Source organism: Citrobacter sp. Cpo069, from assembly GCF_030332785.1.
Lineage (GTDB): Bacteria > Pseudomonadota > Gammaproteobacteria > Enterobacterales > Enterobacteriaceae > Citrobacter > Citrobacter portucalensis.
The window spans coordinates 221,476-246,943 of the sequence record NZ_JAOWHD010000042.1 but is presented as its reverse complement, the minus strand read 5'-3'; the positions used below and the strand labels follow the sequence as shown (position 1 = coordinate 246,943).

At 52.1% G+C, this 25,468-nt stretch carries 22 protein-coding genes; 5 read left to right on the top strand and 17 right to left on the bottom strand.

What is annotated here, in order from left to right; translation table 11 throughout:
* Position 1: 1 nt before the first annotated feature.
* The 8 genes from arnF to nudI form a co-directional block, all read right to left on the bottom strand.
* Positions 2–388: a 4-amino-4-deoxy-L-arabinose-phosphoundecaprenol flippase subunit ArnF gene (arnF, locus tag OGY08_RS05640; protein ID WP_008785335.1), complete on the bottom strand. Its 387-nt coding sequence runs from the start codon at positions 386–388 to the stop codon at positions 2–4.
* Positions 388–723, bottom strand: a complete 336-nt coding sequence (gene arnE, locus OGY08_RS05635; RefSeq protein WP_003834709.1) for a 4-amino-4-deoxy-L-arabinose-phosphoundecaprenol flippase subunit ArnE — start codon at positions 721–723, stop codon at positions 388–390. Before arnE ends, arnF begins: the two co-directional genes overlap by 1 nt.
* Positions 720–2,378, bottom strand: a complete 1,659-nt coding sequence (gene arnT / locus OGY08_RS05630; RefSeq protein WP_125362707.1) for a lipid IV(A) 4-amino-4-deoxy-L-arabinosyltransferase — start codon at positions 2,376–2,378, stop codon at positions 720–722. Before arnT ends, arnE begins: the two co-directional genes overlap by 4 nt.
* The gene (gene arnD / locus OGY08_RS05625) at positions 2,375–3,277 is read right to left on the bottom strand and encodes a 4-deoxy-4-formamido-L-arabinose-phosphoundecaprenol deformylase (RefSeq protein ID WP_103285577.1); all 903 of its coding nucleotides are present in this window, start codon (positions 3,275–3,277) and stop codon (positions 2,375–2,377) included. Before arnD ends, arnT begins: the two co-directional genes overlap by 4 nt.
* Complete coding sequence (arnA, locus tag OGY08_RS05620; protein ID WP_125362700.1) at positions 3,274–5,256, bottom strand: bifunctional UDP-4-amino-4-deoxy-L-arabinose formyltransferase/UDP-glucuronic acid oxidase ArnA; 1,983 nt, start codon at positions 5,254–5,256, stop codon at positions 3,274–3,276. Before arnA ends, arnD begins: the two co-directional genes overlap by 4 nt.
* The gene (gene arnC / locus OGY08_RS05615; RefSeq protein WP_008785329.1) at positions 5,253–6,236 is read right to left on the bottom strand and encodes an undecaprenyl-phosphate 4-deoxy-4-formamido-L-arabinose transferase; all 984 of its coding nucleotides are present in this window, start codon (positions 6,234–6,236) and stop codon (positions 5,253–5,255) included. The genes arnA and arnC overlap by 4 nt, the downstream gene beginning before the upstream one ends.
* 2 nt (positions 6,237–6,238) lie before the next feature.
* The gene (arnB, locus tag OGY08_RS05610) at positions 6,239–7,378 is read right to left on the bottom strand and encodes a UDP-4-amino-4-deoxy-L-arabinose aminotransferase (protein ID WP_020996681.1); all 1,140 of its coding nucleotides are present in this window, start codon (positions 7,376–7,378) and stop codon (positions 6,239–6,241) included.
* A 286-nt stretch (positions 7,379–7,664) separates the two neighbouring features.
* Entirely contained in the window at positions 7,665–8,090 is a 426-nt protein-coding gene (nudI, locus tag OGY08_RS05605) for a nucleoside triphosphatase NudI (RefSeq protein ID WP_008785327.1), read from the bottom strand.
* Positions 8,091–8,406: 316 nt separating this feature from the next.
* Here nudI and OGY08_RS05600 point away from each other — a divergent pair, with 316 nt between their 5' ends.
* Together OGY08_RS05600 and OGY08_RS05595 are read left to right on the top strand one after the other, a co-directional pair.
* Positions 8,407–8,949 carry a YfaZ family outer membrane protein gene (locus tag OGY08_RS05600; protein WP_008785326.1) on the top strand — a complete coding sequence of 181 codons (543 nt, stop codon included), beginning with the start codon at positions 8,407–8,409 and terminating at the stop codon, positions 8,947–8,949.
* Between the two features lie 79 nt (positions 8,950–9,028).
* Positions 9,029–10,225, top strand: a complete 1,197-nt coding sequence (locus OGY08_RS05595; protein WP_008785325.1) for a nicotinamide mononucleotide deamidase-related protein YfaY — start codon at positions 9,029–9,031, stop codon at positions 10,223–10,225.
* Between the two features lie 38 nt (positions 10,226–10,263).
* Here the strand turns inward: OGY08_RS05595 and OGY08_RS05590 are convergent, their stop codons facing one another.
* The 4 genes from OGY08_RS05590 to glpA all read right to left on the bottom strand — a co-directional run bounded on the left by OGY08_RS05590 (position 10,264) and on the right by glpA (position 15,465).
* A complete protein-coding gene (locus tag OGY08_RS05590) occupies positions 10,264–11,217 on the bottom strand; it encodes an Rpn family recombination-promoting nuclease/putative transposase (RefSeq protein WP_032944058.1) in 954 nt (317 codons plus the stop codon).
* Positions 11,218–11,400: 183 nt separating this feature from the next.
* Positions 11,401–12,591 (bottom strand): anaerobic glycerol-3-phosphate dehydrogenase subunit GlpC, encoded by a 1,191-nt coding sequence (gene glpC / locus OGY08_RS05585; RefSeq protein WP_003834686.1) that lies wholly within the window; start codon positions 12,589–12,591, stop codon positions 11,401–11,403.
* Complete coding sequence (gene glpB, locus OGY08_RS05580) at positions 12,588–13,847, bottom strand: glycerol-3-phosphate dehydrogenase subunit GlpB (protein WP_032944057.1); 1,260 nt, start codon at positions 13,845–13,847, stop codon at positions 12,588–12,590. Before glpB ends, glpC begins: the two co-directional genes overlap by 4 nt.
* Positions 13,837–15,465: an anaerobic glycerol-3-phosphate dehydrogenase subunit A gene (gene glpA / locus OGY08_RS05575; RefSeq protein ID WP_125362699.1), complete on the bottom strand. Its 1,629-nt coding sequence runs from the start codon at positions 15,463–15,465 to the stop codon at positions 13,837–13,839. Before glpA ends, glpB begins: the two co-directional genes overlap by 11 nt.
* A 270-nt stretch (positions 15,466–15,735) precedes the next feature.
* Here glpA and glpT point away from each other — a divergent pair, with 270 nt between their 5' ends.
* Both glpT and glpQ read left to right on the top strand, forming a co-directional pair.
* Positions 15,736–17,094, top strand: coding sequence for a glycerol-3-phosphate transporter (gene glpT, locus OGY08_RS05570; protein ID WP_057066393.1), 1,359 nt, complete (start codon positions 15,736–15,738; stop codon positions 17,092–17,094).
* Positions 17,095–17,097: 3 nt separating this feature from the next.
* Positions 17,098–18,165 carry a glycerophosphodiester phosphodiesterase gene (gene glpQ, locus OGY08_RS05565; protein ID WP_008785318.1) on the top strand — a complete coding sequence of 356 codons (1,068 nt, stop codon included), beginning with the start codon at positions 17,098–17,100 and terminating at the stop codon, positions 18,163–18,165.
* Positions 18,166–18,226: 61 nt separating this feature from the next.
* On the opposite strand, the gene OGY08_RS05560 is transcribed toward glpQ, so the two are convergent.
* A complete protein-coding gene (locus OGY08_RS05560) occupies positions 18,227–19,105 on the bottom strand; it encodes a LysR family transcriptional regulator (protein ID WP_057066394.1) in 879 nt (292 codons plus the stop codon).
* Between the two features lie 160 nt (positions 19,106–19,265).
* Between OGY08_RS05560 and OGY08_RS05555 the strand changes: the two genes are divergently transcribed.
* Entirely contained in the window at positions 19,266–20,456 is a 1,191-nt protein-coding gene (locus OGY08_RS05555; RefSeq protein ID WP_079934560.1) for an MFS transporter, read from the top strand.
* Positions 20,457–20,459: 3 nt separating this feature from the next.
* Here OGY08_RS05555 and yfaE read toward each other — a convergent pair whose 3' ends face one another.
* The 4 genes from yfaE to ubiG all read right to left on the bottom strand — a co-directional run bounded on the left by yfaE (position 20,460) and on the right by ubiG (position 25,388).
* Positions 20,460–20,714, bottom strand: coding sequence for a ferredoxin-like diferric-tyrosyl radical cofactor maintenance protein YfaE (yfaE, locus tag OGY08_RS05550; protein WP_003027609.1), 255 nt, complete (start codon positions 20,712–20,714; stop codon positions 20,460–20,462).
* Entirely contained in the window at positions 20,714–21,844 is a 1,131-nt protein-coding gene (gene nrdB / locus OGY08_RS05545; RefSeq protein ID WP_060683511.1) for a class Ia ribonucleoside-diphosphate reductase subunit beta, read from the bottom strand. Before nrdB ends, yfaE begins: the two co-directional genes overlap by 1 nt.
* A gap of 110 nt (positions 21,845–21,954) precedes the next feature.
* Positions 21,955–24,240 carry a class 1a ribonucleoside-diphosphate reductase subunit alpha gene (nrdA, locus tag OGY08_RS05540; protein ID WP_003834667.1) on the bottom strand — a complete coding sequence of 762 codons (2,286 nt, stop codon included), beginning with the start codon at positions 24,238–24,240 and terminating at the stop codon, positions 21,955–21,957.
* Positions 24,241–24,659: 419 nt separating this feature from the next.
* Entirely contained in the window at positions 24,660–25,388 is a 729-nt protein-coding gene (gene ubiG / locus OGY08_RS05535; RefSeq protein ID WP_048234860.1) for a bifunctional 2-polyprenyl-6-hydroxyphenol methylase/3-demethylubiquinol 3-O-methyltransferase UbiG, read from the bottom strand.
* Positions 25,389–25,468 lie beyond the last annotated feature (80 nt).

Sequence of the window (25,468 nt, the reverse complement as noted above, 5' to 3'; positions counted from 1 at the left end):
CTCAGGACAGGTGTTTGCGTGAAGGCAGAAAAATCGTCATTAACCCTGCCATGATGCACAGTACCCCTGCCAGCGCTTTCACTGAAAATGTTCCCTGCCAGCCGGGCAGGATCATTGAGGCAACCCACACCAGCACATAGCTCAGGCTGAGTAGGGCATAGGCTTTGCTCAGCGCGAGTTGGTGTAGGGCTTTATGCCAGCAAATAACCGACAGCAAATACCCTGCCAGCCCGGCATATAAAGCAAACGCACCAATACTGACAGAGAATACGGCGGAGATGAACGCCAGCGGCTGCAGCATTGGCGGCAGATTATCCATCGCAAAGCCGAGGCTCAACTGGGCGATGGAGGTGATCATCACGCTACATAATCCCCAAAATACGCCCATTACACTGCGCTCCCAAGAATAAATATGCCGGTAATGATCAGCCCAACGCCCAGCCAGTGGCGGGTTGTGACGGGTTCGCGCCAGATTTTCCATGCCGCGAGAGTTACCCATACAAAGTTAAGACTCAGCATGGGATAGGCAATACCGACAGGAATGTTTTGTAAAACCGCCAGCCATAGCAGCATGGCCAGACCGAGGCTTGCCAGAGCAAGCCCAATCCATTGCGTAATGTAGCGTTTTCGCGCACGAACAGACACCGGTCGGGTCGCCTGCTTCTGGCATAGCTGGCCGCAGACGCTGAGCAGGCTGGCGAGGACTAAGGCTATCCAGATCATTTGGGCCGATACTGAATCAGGACCAGACGCCCCTGATTATCAATGTAGTCAGCGGGAGGGATGGCAAGCTGATTAATATCTTCATTCTTATCAATCGAGAGCACGAGCGTAATGTTTCCTTGCTGTCGATGTTGCGCTAACCAGTCGGCAAAATTCTCCCGACTGACAAAGCGGCCTTGAGCATCCGGGTAGTTGAGGCCGTATTTTAACTCGCCCGTTTGTCCGTACATCATGATGTCGTCGCGCTTCAGGCTCCAGGCCAGTCCCGCAGCGACGCCAACGCTGTCGGTGAGAATATAACGGCTCGGCTCCAGCGATTCTTTGGTCATCTCGACAAAAAACTGCGGCTGTTTAGATTCCATCACCCGGTCAGGAATGGAAAAGCCAAATAACAGCGCCAGCCCTAATGGGCATAGTGCTGCGAATTTCCAGTTCTTCTCGCGGTTATTTAGCGTATACCAGCCAAAAAGCGTCCAGATGATAAAGATGCCCCAGGCACAAAAAACCTTATACGTTTCGATATGCGACCAGACCGGCGTCTTCAATGGTCCCAGCGTGGAAACAATAAACGTAGCGACGATGCCGACGACACCAAATAGCACGTTGATCCAGCCATTGATGCGCAGGGATGCTGAGTCTTTTTCCGCAGCCTGCAGGCCGAAGCGCGCCGTTAATATCGCCAGCGGCGCGAAGCAGGAAAGAATATAGGTCGGCAGTTTTCCTTTCGCGATGCTGAAAAACAGGATTGGCATAATAATCCAGCTTAACAGGTACAGAGCACTGCGCGGAACATCCCGCTCACGCCAGCCCGTACGCAGCGCGCCGGGAAGCAGACCGAGCCACGGTAATGTGCCTGCCACAAATATCGGGATGTAGTACCAGATAGGAGCCTTATGCTGGGCATCATCCTGCGCAAAGCGCTGAATATGTTCAACCCAGAAGAAGTAATGCCAGAAATCCGGTTCGCGTTGTGCAATCGCTATACCCCACGGTAGTACGATCGCGATGCAGCCGATCACCGCCAGCAGACCGTAGAGAATGAGGTCTTTCCAACGCTTTTGGGCAAAAACCCAGGGTAATACGCTAAGCACAGGGACGGCGAGTGCCAGAAAACCTTTGGTCATTACACCCATACCGCAGGTCAGCCCAAGCAGCAAAAAAGCGATGATTTTGCGTGTTCTGGTGGTGGCCTGCATGCCTTCCCAAAAACAGCACATGCCCGCCATCAGCCAAAGCGCTATGATGGGATCAAGTACCGCGTAGGTGCCGATGCTGTAAACCGAAAAAAACGTTAAAAAGATAGCGGAGGAGAGTACGGCGGTACGCTTATCCTGCCACAGTCGCATGGCAAGCCAGGCTACCAGTAATGCGGTCAACAAAGTGGCAAAAATAGCACCCGCTCTGACGCCAAAATTGTTTGCGCCAAACAGCCATTGCCCAATGCTGTTCAACCAGTATCCGGCAATTGGTTTTTCAAAATAACGCAGCCCTAAAAAGTGTGGAACGATCCAGTCACCAGAGTTGAGCATTTCCCGGCTGATTTCAGCATAGCGCGTTTCATCAGGCTGCCAGAGCATACGGCTGTTGATAGGTAAAATAAAATACAGTGCGATTAAAGCGATAAATGCCAGAGTGTAGCGGGCAGCAGGTTTCATGGTGTCACACTCACCGGTTGTTGGCAGCCGAGCCATCCCTCTCTGCCGGGTATTTTTCCACGTACTATCTGTCCTAACGGCAGCGTACTGATGTCGTCAGGTAACAGCTCGCCAAGCGGGCAGAATGTCATGCCCATATCGGCAGCACGAATGAGCAACTCGTCAAAATTCTGATGAAAGGCGATACCTTCAACTTCCGCATGAATGGTGTACACCGGTGTTCCTCTGCTCATCTGGATGTGGGAGAGAATATAGGAGTTGAAGTCCACCGCCTGGACCTCCTGACCAACCACTTCATCCCATGTTGGTAGGGTGACGGGAATTTGTGGCGTCCCCGTTTTCCCGGATTCCAGCACCGGACGAAATAACGACGTTCCCCGACAGTCACTGTTATAGCGCAGATGGAATGCTTCTTTGGCATGGACGACACGGTTGTCGGCACGCCATCCGGCAACGGCAGAGCAGGTGACTGGCTGACCGATGATGGCTTCAAGTGCGATGATACCTTGCGAAATATCATCAATCAGCTGTTTGTCATTCCAGTTTCCGCTTCGCGCCTGCCAGGCGTGATGATCCCAGGCATGCAAACCGGTTTCATGAATCTGGGCGGTTTGTGCAATGATTGCCGCGTTGGCCTGGCCGATCTCTTTTCCCGGCCATGCGGTTCCCGCCAATAAAATATCCCATCCGTAGAGCGATGCTGCGTTTGAACGCAGCATTTTCCACAGAAATTGCGGCTTCACAAGACGCCAGAGATGGCGTCCCATGTTGTCAGGCCCAACGCTAAAGAAAAAACTTGCCCGAACGTTATGTCGGTTTAATGTCTCCAGCAGGCGGGGCACGCCTTCGCGCGTCCCCCTGAATGTATCGACATCAATGCGCAAGCCTACTTTGGTCATGATGTGTGTTCCGTGATATCCACACTGCGTAAGAAGAAGTCCAGCGTCTCTTCTACCGTTTCCTGCATCTCAATGGTCGGTTCCCAGTTCAGGCAGCGTTTTGCATTGCGAATGTTAGGCTTACGATGCTCAACGTCTTGATAACCTTTACCGTAGTAGCTGCTGCTTTCGACGTCACGGAAACCGGCAAACGGCGGGAAGTGGTTACGCAACGGATGTTTTTCAAAGCAGGAAAGCAGCATTTCTGCCAGTTCCTGAATACTTGCTTCGTTCTGTGGATTACCGATGTTGATAATCTCACCGTCACAGCGGCCACCTTCGTTTTCAATGATGCGGTACAGGGCTTCGATACCATCGCGAATGTCGGTAAAGCAGCGTTTTTGCTTACCGCCTTCAATCAGCTTGATCGGTGAACCTTCCACGAGGTTGAGGATCAGCTGTGTAATGGCGCGTGAACTGCCGATACGCGCGGCGTTAAGGCTGTCCAGACGCGGTCCCATCCAGTTAAACGGACGGAATAGGGTGAAGCGCAATCCCTCTTTTTCGCCGTAAGCCCAGATAACACGGTCCAGCAGCTGCTTGGATACGGAGTAGATCCAGCGTGGTTTATTGACCGGACCGACGATCAGATTCGAACTGTCTTCATCAAAGACTTTGTCGGTACACATGCCGTAGACTTCGGAGGTTGACGGGAAAATGATGCGCTTGCGGTATTTCACGCAGTAACGAATGATTTTCAGGTTCTCTTCAAAATCGAGCTCAAATACGCGCAGCGGGTTGCGGGTATATTCGATAGGCGTTGCGATCGCTACCAGCGGCAGCACAACGTCGCATTTTTTCACATGATATTCAATCCATTCGGAGTGAATGCTGATATCACCTTCGACGAAATGGAATCGCGGATGTTGCAGGAAACGCCCAATGGCGTCGCTGCCAATATCGAGTCCATACACTTCGTAATTATCTTCTTGCAGCAGGCGCTCGGTCAGATGGTTACCAATGAAGCCGTTAACGCCGAGGATCAGTACGCGAGTACGGCGTTTGCTGGTGGTCACTGACTGGCTGTTCAGGCGAGAACCTGGCACCAGACCCAGAACCTGCGCCAGTTGTGAACCCTGCATTGCAATACCATCGCCAGCTTGTCCGGTAATAATCTCCAGTGCGCCATCGACACAGGCGATCAGTAAAGGAGACACGGAGATGACGGTGCCCGGCTGGGCCGCAATGTCGTTTGTGCAAACGCGCGATGACCAGACGGTGAACTTTTGCGTGCCAACATAGCTAAATGCGCCCGGCCACGGATCGCTGACGGCACGGACCTGGTTATGTAACTCCGCGGCAGGTTTGTTCCAGTCGAGGAAGCTATCTTCCGGCGTACGGCGACCAAAACAGGTAGCATCTGCATCCTGTTGAGGGAATTCGGAGTAACTTCCCGCGTTGATGGCCGGCAGTGTCTGCTCCAGCAGGTGACGCGCAGCCTGGCACAATTTATGGTGCAGCGTTAACGCCACATCATCCGGTGAAATAGCGACACGCTGCTGGGCAACTATGGCACCAGCATCCGCGCGTTTAACCATGCGGTGAAGCGTGACGCCCGTTTCGGTTTCACCATTGACCAATACCCAGTTCAGCGGTGCGCGACCACGGTATTTCGGCAGCAGCGAGCCGTGCAGATTAAATGCACCCTTAGGGGCAAGACTGAGGATCTCATCACTCAGTAAATGGCGATAGTAGAACGAGAAGATAACATCGGGTGCCAGTTGGCTAATGCGCTCAATCCACAGGGGATGATTAACCTCGTCTGGGGCGTAAACCGGAATACCGGCGCTGGCCGCGAGGCGGGAAACAGATCCAAAAAAAGCTTTTTCACCCGGGTTGTCGGTGTGCGTAAAAATGGCAGCGATTTCATAACCTGCATCCAACAAGGCCTGGACACCCTGACATCCCATATCGTGATAGGCAAATACGACGGCTTTCATGCGCGGTTTTCCTCGGTTGACTGCGTAGTTTGTGGGCGGATAACGTGTTGAACAAAATAGCGGGGGCGGGCGCGGACATCGTTATAGATGCGACCGATATATTCGCCGAGTAAACCCATGCCAATAAACTGTGCGCCGATAAAGGTAAACAGGACGGCAAACAGCATGAATACCCCCTCCGCTGCCCACTGTGGGCCGAGCGTCAGGCGCAGAACAACAAGCAGGACTGATAAGGTAAAGCCCGTGGCAGCGATCACGCTGCCCAGCAGGCTCAACATGCGAAGCGGTGTTGTGGTAAGGCAAGTCACCAGGTCATACATCAGGTTGATCAGACGCATGAAGCTGTATTTGGAGTCACCAAATTCACGCTCTGCATGATGTACCGGGATCTCCGTGGCGCGACGGGCAAAAATGTTGGCCAGAATAGGGATAAAGGTGCTGCGCTCCTGGCAATGCAGCATGGCATCGACGATGTGACGGCGATAGGCGCGTAGCATGCAGCCGTAGTCGCCCATTGCTTTACCGGTGGTTCGTTGGATCAGATGGTTGATCATTCGTGAGGCGGTCTTACGAAATACGCTATCCTGACGGTTCTGGCGTACCGTGCCTACCACATCGAAACCCTCATCTGCAGTGGCGACCAACCGTGGGATCTCCTCCGGCGGGTTTTGCAAATCAGCATCCAGCGTGATGATCAAGTCTCCGGTGACATGGCTGAAACCGGCCATAATCGCCGAGTGCTGTCCGTAATTACGATTCAGTAAAATAGAGACAATATGGCTGTTCGGTGCCTGAGAGGCGTCCATCATCAACTGAGCGGAACGGTCGCTGCTGCCGTCGTCGATTAGCAGAATTTCATAGTCTTTGCCCAATTTCTCGCAGGCGTCGCTGGTGCGTCTGATTAACTCTGGCAGGCTTTCCTGTTCATTAAAAACGGGAATAACAACCGAGACTTTTTTAATCGGTGTGGCTTCAAACATGCTCATTGTCCTGCTATCTCGCGAAGCGCCGTAATGACCCGCTGAGTGTCAGCGTCGGTCATGTCGGGGAATAACGGCAGCGAACAGATGCGTGCGCTATTCCATTCTGTATTTGGGAGCGAAAGGGTAGTGAAGCGTTCGCGATAATATTTTTGCGTATGGGCTGCACGAAAATGCAGGCCGGTGCCGATATCTTTGGCCTTCAGCGCTTCCATCAGGGCATCTCTGCTCAACCCGCAGCGCGTTTCATCAACACGAATGATGAATAAGTGCCAGGCATGAACGTGCGACCACTGCGGTAGGCTCAGCGGCTGGAATGGCGTATCGGCCAGCGCTTTTTGATAGTGCTGGGCAATTTGCGCCCGGCGTGAGTTCAGTTGCTCCAGCTTATTGAGCTGTACCAGCGCAATAGCGGCGTTAATATCCGTCAGGTTGTATTTGTATCCAGGTGCAAGCACTTCGGCTTGTGGTGCCCGGCCGTAGGTTTGTCGATCAAAAGCATCAACGCCCAGACCGTGAAACTTCAGGCTGCGAAGCCGCTGAGCGAGCTGGCTGTCGTCGGTAACGATCAGTCCACCTTCCGCACAGGTGATATTTTTAATAGCGTGAAACGAGAAGATTGCCGTGCCGCGAGCACCGACATGACGGCCCTTATACAATGTCCCTACGGCATGGGCTGCGTCTTCTATTACCGGGATTCCATAACGCTCGCCAATGGCATAAATTGCGTCGAGGTCGGCGGGGGCGCCAGCATAATGTACTGGAACAATGGCTTTGGTTCGTGGGGTAATAGCGGCTTCAATTTGCTCAGGTGTCACCATAAGCGTATCGTGGTCGACATCGATCATGACGGGCGTCGCCCCCAGCAAAACAATCATGTTGAGGGTAGAAACCCACGTCATCGACGGCGTAATGACCTCGTCGCCCGCACCAATGCCCAGCGCCATCAGCGTAATGTGCATTCCTGCAGTGGCGGAGCAAACGGCGACGGCATGCTTATTCCCCGTGAGCTGGCAAAAAGCCTCTTCCAACTGTTGATTTTTCGGGCCGGTGGTTATCCATCCAGAGTCCAGAACCGCCTTCACTGCGGCAAGTTCTTCAGCGCCCATGGCCGGGCGAGAGAAAGGCAAAAAGTCAGACATCATTATTCCTTCAAGCCATTTAACGCCACCGAAGTTTTATTTTTAGTGATAAACAGGGGCGTCGTTAATTATTTCATCAGGCTACAAAGGTTAATGACTGAAGGTTAATTTATCCTTAAGAGTTTAAGGTTTTGGAACGACAGCTAAATAGAGTTATTTTTTATTTATATTAATGAAATTAAAGTTTTTTTTTGGTTTTTTTTGCGACATTGCTGTTTGCTATAAGTTGATGAGTGCAATGCCGCTATTCAGAATATTAATTTTATGCCGTTATTAAAATGATAACCTACAGTAACCCTTTCAAGGTTAACGTTTTACGCGTGGCGATATTTAAATCGTAGGCACTGAGATCTTCCGGTTTAACCCAGGCGAACGCCTGGAACTCTTCGTTAATCTTCACTTCACGATTCGCCGCGACACAATCGAAAATAAGATAAATCATGTAAATCTCTTCCTGGCTGCCATCAGCATAGGTTTTAGTGCGGATATCATCACTGAAGGTCCAGGGGGTAATTTCTGATAACACCAGCTGTTCGCCCAGCTCTTCCCTCACTTCACGGCGCAGAGCTTCTTCAATACGTTCGCCTGGTTCAACACCGCCGCCAGAAAGCGCCCACTGACCGGGAAACACACCGCGGTCGTCAGCCATTTTGCACAGCAAATAACAGCCATCGTTTTCAATTAATGGGCAAACAATCGTTCTTTGGCGCATAAGTTCAGTCCTTTAGGGGAGGTAGAGAAAATTCCATCATGCACGCATCTTACCTTTTGCTGACGCTAGAAAAAATGCTTCATCAATGAATAACGCCACTTTGGTTGGGAAAACAGGATGTTTGTTGAAAACGACCCTCTGCTACGCTCACATGTACAAATGACACAAGAATTTAACCTTATCCACATCTTCTGAGTAGTATTTAGTTACAATATGTCATTGCATCGCTTTTTTAGCTCATTGATTCCTCGCCATCTGACAGTACAATTCATCGGTTTTGGGGCTATGTTTTGATTCTTGCTGGAAAGGATAGAAAATGAAAAAAAGTTTAATGTTGGGTTTTGCCGGAATGCTGTTTGTTTCCGCGTCGGCGAGCGCGATTAGCATCAGCGGCCAGGCTGGCGAAGACTACACTAACCTGGGATTCGGTATGGGCACTGAGAGTACTGGTCTGGCCGTCAGCGGTAACTGGATGCATAACGATGACGACGGTGATGTTGCCGGGCTGGGTTTAGGTTTGAATATCCCACTGGGGCCGCTGATGGCGACCGTTGGTGGTAAAGGTGTTTATACCAATCCAAACGATGGCGATGAAGGCTATGCTGCCGCTGTCGGTGGTGGTTTACAATGGCCGATTGGCGATAGCTTCCGTCTGTTTGGTGAGTATTATTACTCTCCTGATTCACTTTCCAGCGGTATCGACAGCTATGAAGAAGCGAATGCCGGTGCGCGTCTGACCATTTTGCGTCCGCTGAGCATTGAAGCCGGTTATCGTTACCTGAACCTGGCAGGCAAAGACGGCAACCGTGATAACGCGATTGCTGATGGCCCGTACGTTGGGGTTAACGCCAGCTTCTAACATTTCTGGCGCGGCGTTCAGTCGCGCCTTCCCCCCTCCATGCGTTATAGTGTTTTCATCATAAAAGCAGGAGAACACGATGTTAAACGTGGAGATGCTATCCACAGGGGATGAAGTGTTGCACGGACAAATCGTCGACACCAATGCCGCCTGGCTGGCCGATTTTTTCTTTAATCAGGGTTTACCGCTAACACGCCGCAACACGGTAGGTGACAATCTTAACGATTTGGTCGCCGTTTTGCGTGAGCGTAGCGAGCACGCCGATGTACTGATCGTTAATGGCGGTCTGGGACCAACCAGCGATGATTTGAGCGCGCTGGCAGCGGCAACGGCAAAAGGCGAAGGGTTGGTGCTGCATGAAGCATGGCTGGCCGAGATGGAGCGATATTTCCGCGATCGTGGCCGCGTGATGGCGCCAAGCAACCGCAAACAGGCTGAACTTCCGGCCAGCGCTGAGTTTATCAATAATCCGGTGGGTACCGCGTGCGGGTTCGCCCTGAAGCTTAACCGCTGCCTGATGTTCTTTACACCGGGTGTACCGTCAGAATTCAAAGTCATGGTGGAGCATGAGATCCTGCCTCGTTTGCGTGAGCGTTTCTCTTTGGCTCAGCCCCCGTTATGCCTGCGATTAACCACCTTTGGCCGTTCTGAAAGCGACCTGGCGCAGAGCCTGGATCCGCTGCCGTTGCCTCCGGGAGTAACAATGGGTTATCGCTCCTCAATGCCAATTATTGAGCTGAAGCTGACCGGGCCGGACTCCCAACGGGAAGCGATGCTGGCGCTGTGGCCAGAAGTTAAGCGGGTTGCCGGGCAGAATATGATTTTTGAAGGTACGGAAGGCTTACCCGCGCAAATCGCCCGCACGTTGCAAGAACGGCAATTCAGCCTGACGCTGAGCGAACAATTCACCGGTGGTCTGGTGGCATTGCAGCTTTCTCGTGCGAATGCGCCACTGTTGGCGAGTGAAGTGGTTCCGCCTCAGGAAGAAACGCTGGCGCAAACGGCGCATTGGATAACCGAACGACGCAGCAAACATTATGCTGGATTGGCACTCGCGATATCGGCTTTCGAAAACGAACATATTAACTTTGCGCTGGCCACGCCTGATGGGACACACGCCTTGCGCGTACGGCTGAATGCAAATCGCTACAGCCTGGCGATTCGTCAGGAAGTGTGCGCGATGATGGCGCTAAATATGCTGCGCCGCTGGCTTAACAATCAGGATATCGCTAGCGAACACGGCTGGATCGAAGTGGTTGAGTCGTTGACGATTTAATTATTGATTGGGAAGGCTAAATGCCTTCCCAATCTGGCTCATGCGGTGGTATCGCCAGGCAATAGCCCGGTAATTATCTGAACTAAATCACGATCAATACCTTGTTCCAGCATTATGTGAGCGATACGTAAGGCTTCTTCTTGCGTACCTTTTTGCACCCCTTGTTCTAACCCTTTTTGCATTCCTTGTTCTAACCCTTGCTGTATCCCTTCTTGCAGTCCATTTTGGTGGCCTTCCTGCCTGAGTCTCTCTGCAATTGTCATCAGCTTCTCCTTGTGATGGGGGGATCGTTCGGCAACTTCGCGGATAAACTCGCTGACGCGAGAAACGTCGCCGTACCGTATCAGGTAATTAAATAGCGTTTGTAGCTGGCTGTCATTAGCAGTGCTTGTAACTAATAGCGAGACCAGTCGATCCACTAACCCCATTAAGTCACGATCGCGGATATGTTTTTGCATCAATTCAAGCAGCGCAACCCTGCGATGCTGCGCAATTTCATCGTCAGGTATTACGGTAATGTCGACCAGCGGAAAAGCCTCAGAATACAGTTGTCGCGCCAGTTGCGGATTATCAAATTCATCCAGCCAGTTGAGCGACCAGGGATAGGGACTTTGTTGACCGTGATAAAATAGCATGGGGATCACCAGCGGCAGCGTTTTATTCCCGGCATCAAGATGATGCTGCATCGCCGCGGTGGCATAACGCATCAGGCGAAATGCCATATGCGGTACCGCGGTACTCTGATGTTCAATAACACAATAAATATAGCCCTGACCTTCGCGGGTTTTTAGTGACCACACTACGTCGGAGTAGTATGCGCGGAGATCTTGTTCGATAAAACTGGTGGACTCCAGCTTCAGCGTTTGTAAATCACATATCTCACGTAATGCGATAGGAAGGTGTATCTCCAGAAAATCCCGAGCCATCTCAGGGTAAGACATTATCTTTTTAAAAACGGCATCATGCGGTGTAGATGTAGTGGATTTAGCCATGGTAGTCCGTCACCAGAAAGAGAAGATGGCGTGACGGTATCCACTTTTAATATGCGCTGCATGCGGGAAATGGGTTCTTTGTGTGGATGAATCAGAGATAAATATATCCGACTGCAACGTATTCAATTAAGCGGAACGGGCTACGCAAAAATGCCCGGTAGCAAACACCACCGGGCAACAGAGTTAACCCAACGCTTTGGCAAGCAGGGTGATAGGATGTTCGCAGCGTTTGCTTGTAGACATCTCAATCTGCCATTTACAGGTTTCGCAGTCGGTGACGACGATATCAGCGCCGCTTTCTTCAATTTGGCGGAATAACGGTGCGCCAATAGACTGTGAAGTCGGATAGTTTTCCTTTTTAAAGCCGTAAGTCCCGGCAATCCCGCAACACTGAGAATCCAGCACCGTCAGCTCCAGCCCTGGAATTTGTCGCAGTAGCTCCAGCGTATAGAGCGTCCAGCCCATTTTCTCCATGTGACATGGCGTGTGATAGACCACCTTCAGCGGCAGCGTCTTCAGCGGCAGCGTTTTACCTTCATCCAGCTTGCGCCATAGCCAGCGGGTTGCCAGTTCAATGTGTTCACGCAGGCCTGAGTTGTCGACATCCAGCACTTCCGGATATTCATCACGTAGCGCAAAGGTACAGGTTGATGAGGTGGCAATCACCGGAATGCCTTTGCCATCAATTGCCTCCCTGAGCGAGGCCACGTTGCTGACAGCCTGCTTACGCGCTTTATCGGTAAAACCGTTGGCAATCAGCGGTACGCCGCAGCATTTCTCTTTACTCAGCAGTTGCACGCCAGTACCCATCGCATTCAACACCTTGATCAGGTCTTTGCCGAGCTGGGGATGGTTGTAATTCACAAAACAGCCGTGGAAAAAGGCGACCTGATCCTGATACTGCGCCTGCTGTGCGGCAACGCTGCGATACCAGCGGCGGAAGGTGCCAAAGGAGTACTTCGGCAGCGTACGGCGATGATCGATTTTTAACGCGTAATCCAGCAACTGACGCACCGGTTTTAATGAGGTGGCGGTATTCACTATTGGGGCGAAGGGGGTGGATACGCTGCCCATTAAATCGGTATGACTTAAGACAAAGTTACGCAACGATGGGCGCGTCGTGTCGTATTTGGCGCGCGCGCGCTGGATAATATCGCCGATTTTCACGTCTGACGGACAGGCCACTTCGCAGCGTTTACAGTTGATGCAGTATTTCAGCGCGTCGTCATATAGCGCGCCATCTTTCAGGCGCAGACGTTCACCGTCCGGGCCGGCCTGCTTAGGACCCGGGTAGCTCGGATTGACGCGGCTTACCGGGCAGGCGGTGGTGCACACCGTACATTTGATACAACTTTCAAAACGTGTGTCGCTCATTGCTGTCCTCCTGCACGTTTCGCAATATGATGTGCGGCATGTAAGGCGCTAACTGCACACACGCCGCCTCCGCAACCCTGGGCGATAGGATCGAATCCGCCGAGAACGGAACCAATGGCATACATGTTCTCTATCGTTTTTCCCGCCAGTGATGGGCGTAATGCGGAATCGGTAGTCACGCCAAACTGTTGCCACGGTTGTGGATCGAAAACATCACGCTGATACCACTCGGCGCGAGTAGCTGTTTGCTGTACATCCAGTCCCAGGATTGGTTCATGGATTGCCTCACGCGTGGCGACCAGCCCGCTGCTGAAGAAGCTGCCGCTGGCGAGCACGGCGAAACGTGGCCGCAAGGGGATATCGGCATGATTTCGGGTCCAGATTTCGCTGACCACGCCATCCTGACAGGTGATTTTTTTCACTTCATCACCCGGCATCCACACACCGCCCTGGCGCACAAACTGGCGCTGCAATTTGTTGTGCAAACGCATGCCCAGCACCGAAGGTGGTAGGGTCGGTAACAGTGTCAGCGAGCAGGGGAGGCGCTCGTTAAGCCACTGCCAGAGCCGCTCATCGGCCAGACCAAAGCATGCCGGCATGATTATCATGTCGCAGGTTTTTGCCATTGGCAGCAATGCGTCATAAAGCAGCGACCATTTATCTTCGTTATCCAGCAGGCGCGCAATATTAACGGCGCGAAACTCGGTTGGGTTATCACGCAGGACATCCAGCTCCGGTAGCTCGATTTCTGCCGTCTCGACGCTGAGATTGCGTTGGCGTAATGACGCTGCGGCGAGATGCGCCTGAAAATCCAGTAACCCGCTAATCCCTACAACGCAGATACGCTGTGCGGACAGCGGCCAGACCGGCACTTCCGGGGAACTTAACCAGGTTGAGCGCAGGGTGCCCAGCGGGGTAACACGTTGATGTGCCTGATGCACTTTGCCCTGCAAATGCGTTCCGCATTCTTCCAGTAAATTTTGCGCCTGTTGGGCCAGTTCCAGAACGTTCTGCGTTCCGATGGTGCTATACGGATGTGCGGGTGCCTGAGTGCGCAGCGCATTCAAACCCGCTTCTATATCCGTCACCGGCTGACCATCGGGTAAGCTGCTGAGCAAATCCAGTGAGCCGGAGGAAAAATGCAGGGCGCTTTGGCCGCGGGTAACAATCGTGCAGCGCAGTCCGCTTTTTTGCAGTTGCAGGCCACATAGCAGTCCGGCGAGGCCGCCGCCGATAATGACGGTATCAAATTTCATCCTGGTGCTCCTTTTCCAGACCACACAACCCTTGATAAACCCAGCGCGTGAATTCGCTTTCGCGCAGCGCATCTCCCCAGGCGATAGGCTGCACGCCTTTCCAGCGTTCGTTGATGAAGTCGGAAAGCTGGGTAATGGACTGCGCTGCGGTAGTGACATTGAAACGTTGCAGCAAACCTGCGGCGCGACAGGCACACAATTCGCCCTGGCAGGTCCCCATTCCAACACGGGTACGGCGACGCAAATCGAGCAGGCTGTTGACGGTTAAATTCTCGACGGCGTATTGCACTTCGCCTGCGGTGACTGCTTCGCATTCACAGACCAGACTGCGGTGCTGGCGGCCTTCGCTAAGCCACGCAGGGGTGCGATCGCCGTGACGGTAGACCGCCGAGCCGCGCAGTGGAGCTGGCAATGAGATCACGCGTTTAAGCGTATGCTCGGTAGATTCCTGTGAGCCAGGCAGCGCGGTGTCTGCCGTTGTGCAAGGCTGGGTATTGCCCAGCTTACGGCAAACGGCATCGGTGGCCCATTCCGCCATCAGGCGGTAGGTCATCAGTTTGCCGCCGGTAATGGTGATAAACCCTTCCAGTCCGTCACGTTCAGCGTGATCGAACAGTACAATCCCACGGCTGACGTTACGACCGCTTGGGTCGTCGTCGCTAGCCACCAGCGGGCGTACGCCGGAGTAGGCGCGTAAAATGCGCGTTTTCGCCATAATCGGCGCCAGCTTCTCGCCTTCACGCAGCAGAATATCGACCTCTTCTGCGGTGACGCGGTTGCTGTCGATATCGTCGTAATCAATGTGCTGTGAGGTGGTACCGATCAGTGAAATGGTATCGCCAGGCACCAGAATATCGGCGTCAGAGGGCTTACGGCAGCGGTTAATGACATGCTGGTTAATGCGATGATCCATAATCAGCAACGAACCTTTGGCCGGGAACATACGGATGCTCAGATCGGCATATTCCGCAATGCGTTGACCCCAGATCCCAGCGGCGTTGACGACAACCGGTGCATGCAGGGACTGCATTTCGCCTGTCAGATGATTGCGCACGTTAACGCCGCAAACCGTTGCGCCTTCGCGGATCAGTCCCGTCACTTCATACGCCGTTAAGATAACCGCGCCATGCTCACGCGCATCCAGCATGTTAGCTGCTGTTAAGCGGAAAGGATCGACCGTGCCGTCTGGTACTTTTACTGCACCAATCAGCTGTGGATTCACAGAAGGTTCGATAATACGTGCCTGCTGAGGGTCAATCGCTTCTGCGCGAATCCCTGCCTCTTCACAGGCGCGAATAAAGGTAGCCTGGAAGGACAGCTCATCCTCCGGCAGAGTAATAAACAGACCGTCCGTTGGCTCAACGCAATGACGGGCGATACGTTTCAGAATTTGGTTTTCGCTGATGCACTCACGGGCAGATTCAGCGTCGGTGACGGCGTAGCGTGCACCGCTGTGCAGCAGACCGTGGTTGCGCCCGGTCGCACCTGTGGCGATATCGTGGCGTTCCACTAAGATGACGCGCAACCCGCGCAGCGCACAGTCACGTGCGATCCCTGCACCTGTTGCTCCTCCACCAATGATAATCACGTCACTTGTTTGCGAGTCGCGAGTTTTCATTGTTTTTCCTCACAGTTCGTTTTTTATCATTTAGCCACATAAAAAACATGGATTGTTTGATTTCGCGCATAATCGCTCATTATTCGAAAATGAAACGTGATTTCGTGCGCCTTTATGAACATTTGTCATAAATCTGTAACAATATGTGCTGCGTTTCACATTTTTGTTATGTATCTTTCCTTAACATCGCGGCCACACTGGGAGCGGTAGGGTAGTAATGACGAACTGCAGTGTTTACTTCGAATGAAAGACGGCCACGGAGGCTACACTATGTTGAGCATTTTTAAACCAGCGTCACACACGGCGCGTTTACCTGCAGCGGAGATCGACCCGACATATCGTCGATTACGTTGGCAGATTTTTCTGGGGATTTTCTTTGGTTATGCCGCGTACTATCTGGTACGTAAGAACTTTGCCCTTGCGATGCCGTATCTGGTTGAACAAGGTTTCTCGCGTGGCGATCTGGGTTTTGCGTTGTCCGGTATCTCCATTGCTTACGGATTTTCGAAATTCATCATGGGGTCCATTTCGGATCGCTCGAATCCGCGCGTTTTCCTGCCAGCCGGTCTGATTCTGGCCGCCGCAGTGATGCTGTTCATGGGCTTTGTGCCGTGGGCGACATCGAGCATCGCGGTAATGTTTGTGCTGCTGTTCCTCTGCGGATGGTTCCAGGGGATGGGTTGGCCGCCGTGTGGCCGTACTATGGTGCACTGGTGGTCGCAGAAAGAGCGTGGAGGCATTGTTTCCGTCTGGAACTGTGCGCATAACGTGGGTGGCGGTCTGCCTCCGCTGTTGTTCCTGCTGGGTATGGCCTGGTTCAATGACTGGAAAGCGGCGCTGTATATGCCTGCTTTCGGTGCGATCGTCGTCGCGCTGATTGCTTTTGCCCTGATGCGTGATACGCCGCAGTCCTGTGGTCTGCCGCCTATCGAAGAGTATAAGAACGACTATCCGGACGATTACACCGAGAAAGCGGAAGAAGAGCTGACTGCGAAGCAGATCTTCATGCAGTACGTACTGCCGAACAAACTGTTGTGGTACATCGCTATCGCCAACGTGTTTGTTTATCTGCTGCGCTACGGCATCCTGGACTGGTCACCAACCTACCTGAAAGAAGTGAAGCATTTCGCACTGGACAAATCATCCTGGGCCTACTTCCTGTATGAGTATGCGGGTATTCCGGGCACGCTGCTGTGCGGCTGGATGTCGGATAAAGTCTTCCGTGGTAACCGTGGCGCGACCGGCGTGTTCTTTATGACGCTGGTAACTATTGCGACCATCGTTTACTGGATGAACCCGGCAGGCAACCCGAACGTGGATATGGCTTGTATGATCATCATCGGCTTCCTGATCTACGGTCCGGTAATGTTGATTGGTCTGCACGCGCTGGAACTGGCACCGAAAAAAGCGGCGGGAACGGCGGCTGGCTTTACCGGTCTGTTCGGTTATCTCGGCGGTTCTGTGGCCGCGAGCGCCATTGTTGGCTACACCGTTGACTTCTTCGGTTGGGACGGCGGCTTTATGGTGATGATTGGCGGTAGCGTGCTGGCGGTTATTCTGCTGGTAGTCGTCATGATTGGCGAAAAACGCCATCACGAAGAGATGGAACTGAAGCGTAACGGGGGCTAATAGATGAAAACCACATTGAAAAGTCTCAGCGTGGCGCTGATGCTCGCAGGTATGGTGGTCAGCAGTGCAGCTGTTGCCGCAGATAAAATCGTGATTGCGCATCGTGGCGCCAGCGGTTATCTGCCGGAGCATACGCTGCCAGCAAAGGCGATGGCCTATGCCCAGGGGGCGGATTATCTGGAGCAGGATTTGGTTATGACCAAGGATGACCATCTGGTCGTCCTGCATGACCACTATCTTGACCGCGTCACCGATGTTGCCGAGCGTTTTCCGGATCGTGCGCGTAAAGATGGGCGTTACTACGCCATCGACTTTACGCTGGATGAAATTAAATCGCTGAAATTTACCGAAGGCTTCGATATCGAAAACGGCAAAAAGGTCCAGACCTACCCAGGGCGCTTCCCGATGGGTAAATCTGATTTCCGCGTGCATACGTTCGAAGAAGAGATTGAGTTTGTTCAGGGATTAAATCATTCCACCGGTAAAAACATCGGTATTTACCCGGAAATGAAAGCGCCGTGGTTCCATCACCAGGAAGGGAAGGACATTGCGGCTAAAACGCTGGAAGTACTGAAAAAGTACGGGTATACCGACAAGAACGACAAGGTCTATCTACAGTGTTTTGATGTTGCAGAGTTGAAGCGCATTAAAAATGAACTGGAACCGAAGATGGGGATGGATCTCAATCTGGTACAGTTGATTGCGTACACTGACTGGAATGAAACCCAGGAGAAAAAGCCGGACGGTAGTTGGGTTAATTACAACTACGACTGGATGTTTAAACCGGGTGCCATGAAGCAGGTTGCGCAGTATGCGGACGGCATTGGGCCGGACTATCACATGCTGATTGATGAGAAGTCGAAGAAGGGCAATATCTCGTTAACTGGCATGGTGCAGGACGCACATCAGAATAAGATGGTTGTGCATCCTTATACCGTTCGCGCCGATCAACTGCCGGATTACACCACTGACGTAAACCAGCTGTATGACATTCTTTATAACAAGGCGGGCGTGGACGGGCTGTTCACCGACTTCCCCGACAAAGCAGTGAAATTCTTGAATAAAGAGTGATGGCGTAAGGCCTGTGATGCACCTCCGGTCACAGGCCTTAATGGATGAAACGTTTTAACTGCTAGATAAGGCCGTCTGCTGTCAACGTTTCCATACATGCCTGCAGGAGAAATAAAGGGCTGCCGTCCACCGGCGGCTCTTTTGCCAGTAAGGATATCTGTCGATAGAACGTCGGTTCCAGCGGGACTGAGCGTACTTTCCCACCAACCGCCTTCAGCGTTAATTCCGGTAATAACGCTATACCCAGCCCCTGACGAATAAAGCTCATCGCGGTATCCGGATGGTTAAACTCGTATTTAATGACCGGTTCAATTCCCTTCTCTTTAAATAGCGCCATGATGCTTAATTCATAGCGACCTTTGCTGATAATGAGCGGTTCTCCAACCAGTTGTTCCACTGAAATCGTTCTATTGGCCGCCAGCGGATGGCTTTCAGGAACTACAACGGTAAATTTGTCGCGATACACCGGTACGCAGTACATGCCATTTACCGGGAAATGTACAAATCCCGCATCGATATCCCCACTGCGCAGGGAATCAACGATTGCCGTGCTGTTTTCTTCATAAGGGATAATTTTGATATGCGGGTGGTGCTGCTCGAAGTGGTGGATGATACCGGGCAAAATACAGGCACAGGCGCTGGGAAAGCAGCCGATTCGCAGGGTTCTGGCCGGGTTTTGTCGCTCTTGCTCGGCAATCTCTTTCACCGCGTTGGTTTCTGACACGATCGTCCGCAGGTGTGAAACGATCCGACTCCCGGCCGGACTAAGTTGAATGTCTTTGCGGCGTTCGCGGATAAGAATATCAACCCCTAGTTCTTCCTCTAGCGCTGAAATTGCCTGGCTAACGGCGGATTGGGTCATGTACAGCCGCTTGCTGGCTTCGGTAAAACCACCGTACTCAAGTACAGCAAGCAGGGCATGGATCTGGGTTAATGTCATTAGCTCCCTCTAATCAACAATATTAAAACGATTAATTTCTCTAATATAATGGACCTGTTTATACTTGCGGTCTACCGTAAAATCACACTTCGACGCACCTGTCCGTAGTTCAGTTGAGCTGAGCGTTGCCTGCGTGCGCCGTCTGGACAGGTTGTCGAATATGAAAGAAAAACTGTGGACGAAAGATTTTTGGGCAATAACGATAATCAGCTTTATTATATTTTTTGTTTTTTATGTCCTGCTCACGCTGTTACCGATCTATATTTCGGATCGACTGCATGCCACTCCAGATAAGGCCGGATTATTAGTCACCTTCTTTTTGGGGGCCGCCATTGTTGTGCGCCCGTTTGCGGGACAATGGGTAGGAAAATATTCGAATAAAACAATTCTGGTGCTCTCTTCTCTGGCCTTTTTGGTGGTCACTGCGCTGTATCCTTTTTGCCACTCAATTGAATCACTGCTGTTGATTCGGGTGCTTCATGGTGTAACGTTTGGCGTTATTACCACGGTAAAAGGAACGATTTCCGCGCGGTTGATACCGGCCTCCCGACGTGGGGAGGGCATCAGTTTTTTCTCGTTAGCCATGGGACTGGCAATGGTTGTGGGGCCGTGGGTAGGGTTGAACATGGCACGCTGGGAAGCTTTTACCACTGCATTCTGGCTGTGTAGCGCGGTTGCCGTACTGGGTATTATCCTGTCATTGATTGTCGCCGTACCGCCGGTTATCCGTCATGCTGACGGCTCAAAACCGAAGCTGGGATTTGCTGCAATGTTTGATCGCGCCGCACTGCCTTTCGCGATGGTGACGTTTTTCATGACCTTTTCGTACGCGGGCGTTTCCGCTTTTCTCGCACTGTATGCGCGCGAGCTCGATCTAATGGCCGCCGCCAGTAATTTCCTGCTGTGCTACGCCATTTGCCTGATGATCTGTCGAACCTTTACCGGCAATATTTGTGATAAAAAAGGGCCGAAATACGTGGTCTATCCGTGTTTGTTGGCCTTCACCGTCGGGCTGGTGGCGCTTGGCTATACTAACGGCAGCATTATGATGATTATTTCCGGTGGATTAATTGGCATCGGTTATGGTTCGGTCACACCCGTATTTCAGACACAAATTATTAGTTCGGTGGAACCCCATAAAATTGGTATCGCCAATTCGCTGTTTTTCAATGCGATGGATGCAGGAATGGCAATCGGCGCGTTTATCATGGGGATGATGGTCGAGGGTGTGGGATATCGGGCGATTTATCTGGTGGGTGCGCTGCTGGTGGTACTGGCCGGGGCGCTGTATATCATGCAGATGAAAAAACGCGGAGACGTGGTACTGGTCTCCGCGCATGAAGTTCACTAAACACTATAACTCTATTTCAATATCGCCTTTTGCCCGGCAACAGCACGGCAATATTTCACCGGGCTGAATGAAGGCCAGCGGTTCTGCAATCCAGTCAACCTGTCCCGCCACCAGGCGGGTACGGCAGGAGCCGCAGTATCCTTCACGACACTGATATTCGACTTCAACATCGTGCGACTCGAGCGCGGCAAGCAGGGAAGGGTGTTCATCCTGGCACAGCAACTGCGTGCCAGAGATGCGCAGAGTCACGCGGCCCATCAGAGCTGGAAGTTACTCAGATCGTCAGTATCGACTTCGGCATCGATCTGGCCGACCAGATAAGAGCTGACTTCCACTTCCTGCGGCGCAACCTGGACGTTATCGGACACCAGCCAGGTGTTGATCCACGGGATCGGGTTAGAACGTGTCTGGAATGGCAGATCGAGCCCAACAGCCTGCATACGGATGTTGGTGATGTACTCAACGTACTGGCACAGAATGTCTTTGTTCAGGCCAATCATTGAGCCATCACGGAACAGATAATCTGCCCACTCTTTTTCCTGCAGCGCGGCCTGTACGAACAGGTCGTAGCACTCTTGTTTGCACTCTTCGGCAATTTCCGCCATCTCCGGATCGTCCACGCCGCTGCGCAGCAGGTTCAGCATATGCTGAGTACCGGTCAGGTGCAGGGCTTCGTCGCGGGCGATCAGACGAATAATTTTCGCGTTGCCTTCCATCAGTTCACGTTCGGCGAAGGCGAAAGAGCAGGCGAAGCTGACATAAAAGCGGATCGCTTCCAGCGCGTTCACGCTCATCAGGCACAGATACAGCTTCTTCTTCAGCTCACGCAGGTTTACGACAACCGTTTTACCATTAACGGTATGCTTACCTTCGCCCAGCAAATGCCAGTAGCTGGTCATCTCGATCAATTCGTCGTAGTAGCTGGAGATGCCTTCTGCGCGTTTCTGGATTTGCTCGTTGGTGACGATATCGTCAAACACCACCGCCGGATCGTTAACAATATTACGGATGATGTGGGTGTAAGAGCGGGAGTGGATCGTTTCAGAAAACGCCCACGTTTCCACCCAGGTTTCCAGTTCAGGGATCGAGATTAACGGCAGCAGCGCGACGTTAGGACTACGTCCCTGAATGGAGTCCAGCAGCGTCTGATACTTCAGGTTGCTGATGAAGATATGTTTTTCATGTTCCGGCAATGCCTGGAAGTCGATACGATCGCGAGAAACATCGACTTCTTCCGGACGCCAGAAGAAAGAGAGCTGCTTTTCGATCAGTTTTTCAAAGATGTCATATTTTTGCTGATCGTAGCGGGCGACGTTCACCGGCTGGCCGAAGAACATCGGTTCCAGAAGCTGATCATTTTTCGTCTGTGAAAAAGTGGTGTATGCCATTGATGTGAATCCTGTCTGGAATGTACTGCCGGATGCGCTTTGCTTATCCGGCCTACAATACCGCGAATTAATTTGTAGGCCGGGTAAGCGTTACGCCACCCGGCAAAAGATTAAATCTTACATGCGCCGCTTTCGCAGCCATCGTCCTGAATGGACGGTACCAGATCGTCCTGAGAGTCTTCCGCACCGTCACGGGTGTTCTGATAATACAGCGTTTTGACACCAAATTTGTAGGCGGTGAGCAGGTCTTTCAGCAACTGCTGCATCGGTACTTTTCCGGACGGGAAGCGCGACGGATCGTAGTTGGTGTTGGCGGAAATCGACTGATCGATAAATTTCTGCATGATGCCTACCAGCTGCAGATAGCCGTCGTTGTTTGGCATTTCCCACAGCAGTTCGTATGCGTCGTGCAGGTGTTCGTAGTCCGGCACGACCTGACGCAGAATCCCATCTTTCGATGCTTTGATGCTCACGTAACCGCGTGGCGGTTCAATACCGTTGGTGGCGTTGGAGATCTGCGAAGAGGTCTCGGACGGCATCAGGGCTGACAGCGTGGAGTTACGCAGGCCGTGAGTCTTGATAGATTCACGCAGCTGTTCCCAGTCCATATGCAGCGGTTCGTTAGCGATAGCATCAAGATCTTTTTTATAGGTATCAATCGGCAGAATACCTTTCGCATAGGTGGTTTCGTTAAACCATGGGCATGCGCCTTGCTCTTTTGCCAGCTCGTTAGAAGCCTTCAGCAGGTAATATTGAATCGCTTCAAAGGTTTTGTGAGTCAGGTTATTGGCGCTGCCGTCAGAGTAGCGTTTACCGTTTTTCGCCAGCCAGTAAGCGTAGTTGATCACGCCAATACCCAGCGTACGACGACCCATCGCACCGCGTTTGGCGGCCGGAATCGGATAATCCTGGTAATCGAGCAGCGCATCCAGCGCACGTACCGCCAGTACGGCCAGCTCTTCCAGTTCGTCCAGACTTTCGATAGCGCCCAGGTTAAATGCGGACAGCGTACACAGTGCAATTTCGCCGTTTTCATCGTTAACGTCGGTCAGCGGTTTGGTCGGCAGGGCAATTTCCAGGCACAGGTTGGACTGGCGTACCGGCGCGACAACCGGATCAAACGGGCTATGGGTGTTGCAGTGGTCAACGTTCTGAATGTAGATACGACCGGTCGAGGCACGTTCCTGCATCATCAGTGAGAACAGCTCAACTGCTTTCACGCGCTGTTTGCGGATGCTGTCGTCGTTTTCATATTGGGTGTACAGACGCTCAAACTCATCCTGATCGGCGAAGAACGCGTCATACAGACCCGGGACGTCGGACGGGCTAAACAGGGTGATGTCACCGCCTTTCAGCAGGCGGGTGTACATCAGCTTGTTGATCTGTACGCCGTAGTCCATGTGACGAACGCGGTTACCTTCGACGCCACGGTTGTTTTTCAGGACCAGCAGGCTTTCAACTTCCAGGTGCCACATTGGGTAGAACAGCGTGGCTGCACCACCGCGTACGCCACCCTGAGAGCAGGATTTCACCGCAGTCTGGAAATGCTTGTAGAACGGGATACAGCCGGTGTGGAACGCTTCACCGCCGCGAATCGGGCTACCCAGCGCACGGATGCGACCAGCGTTAATGCCGATACCGGCACGCTGAGAAACGTATTTCACAATTGCGCTGGAGGTTGCGTTGATGGAGTCCAGGCTGTCGCCGCACTCGATTAGTACGCAGGAGCTGAACTGACGCGTTGGGGTACGCACGCCGGACATAATTGGCGTCGGCAGCGAGATTTTGAACGTAGAAACGGCGTCGTAGAAACGTTTTACATATTGCAGACGTGTTTCACGCGGATAGTTAGAGAACAGGCAAGCCGCTACCAGAATGTAGAGGAACTGTGCGCTTTCATAGATCTCACCGGTAACACGGTTTTGCACCAAATATTTACCTTCCAACTGCTTCACCGCTGCGTAGGAGAAGGTCATATCACGGTCGTGTACGATGAACGAGTCCATCTGCTTGAACTCTTCTTCCGTGTAGTCTTCCAGCAGATGATTGTCGTATTTGCCCATTTCAACCATTTTCACGACATGGTCGAACAGCTTTGGCGGTTCAAACTCACCGTAGGCTTTTTTACGCAGGTGGAAAATCGCCAGACGGGCAGCCAGATACTGATAATCCGGCGCTTCGCGGGAGATCAGGTCGGCGGCTGCTTTGATGATTGTTTCATGGATGTCGGAGGTCTTGATTCCGTCATAAAACTGAATGTGGGAGCGCAGCTCGACCTGAGAAATCGATACGTTATTCAGTCCTTCTGCCGCCCAATCCAGAACTCGGTGGATTTTGTCGAGATTGATGCGCTCTGTACTACCATCACGCTTTGTCACCAGCAGACTCTGATTCATGTGGTTTTTTACCTGTCCGTGAAAGAAAAAATATCCCCCATATTATCCACAGAGTCATGTTGTGACTAAGTCTGTGGATAAATACTATATGTAGGGGTTGTTTGATAAAATAGACGCTATATGGTGAGTATTCTAGTAGGGATTCTTTTCAGCACAAGAGTTGATTTTGAGGTTAAATTGAGGTTGCAAAAGGGTGATAATCGCTAAGTGCGCGTCTTATAAGGCCTGGCGGGGATGTCAATAATTGAGAAAAAAAATAGAAAATTTGATCGAGTGCTGATTTCTTCATCTAAGGCAAGGAAAGTTCTTATGATCTGGCACAGGATTTGTAGGCCTGATAAGCGAAACGTCATCAGGCATGGTTCCAGTAAGCATGCCGGATGGCGGCATTGCACGCTTTATCCGGCCTACAGGAGCGGTTAATCAACCTTGGCGGTGGTATGTACCATATAGTTCACATCAACGCCCGGGCCAAGTTTGAAGGTGTTGGTGATGGGGTTGTAATGCAGGCCGGTCATATGGCGCTCTTTCAGTACGGTCTGGTCAACCCAATCTAATAATTCAGCAGGCTTAATAAACTTTTTCACATCGTGCGTGCCTTTCGGCACCATGCGCAGAATATATTCCGCTCCGACCACCGCCATCAGCCAGGATTTGCCGTTGCGGTTAAGCGTGGAGAAAAATACTTCACCACCCGGTTTGACCAACCTGGCGCAAGCTCTGACCACTGACTGTGGGTCTGGCACGTGCTCCAGCATTTCCATGCAGGTGACAACGTCATACTGATGTGCATGCTTTTCCGCATGCTCTTCGACGGTTTCTTGTACGTACTCTACCTGGATACCGCTTTCCAGTGCATGCAGTTTTGCTACCTGCAGCGGTTCAAAACCCATGTCCAGTCCGGTGACGGTAGCACCTTCGCGCGCCATGCTCTCCGCCAGAATACCGCCGCCGCATCCGACGTCGAGTACCTTTTTACCAAACAGGCCGCCTGAGCGCTCAGTAATATAGCCCAGACGCAGTGGATTAATGCGGTGCAGCGGCTTAAATTCACCCTCAAGATCCCACCAGCGTGACGCGACTGCTTCAAACTTGGCAATTTCTTCATGGTCAACGTTGTGAGCTACCGGAGGTTTTTCGGCATTCATTGGGGCTTCTACTCCTAAATTTGCGATGCAAATGAGTATATCAGCCTGACGGGATGAATAAAGCCTCTGTCAGGGGGAAT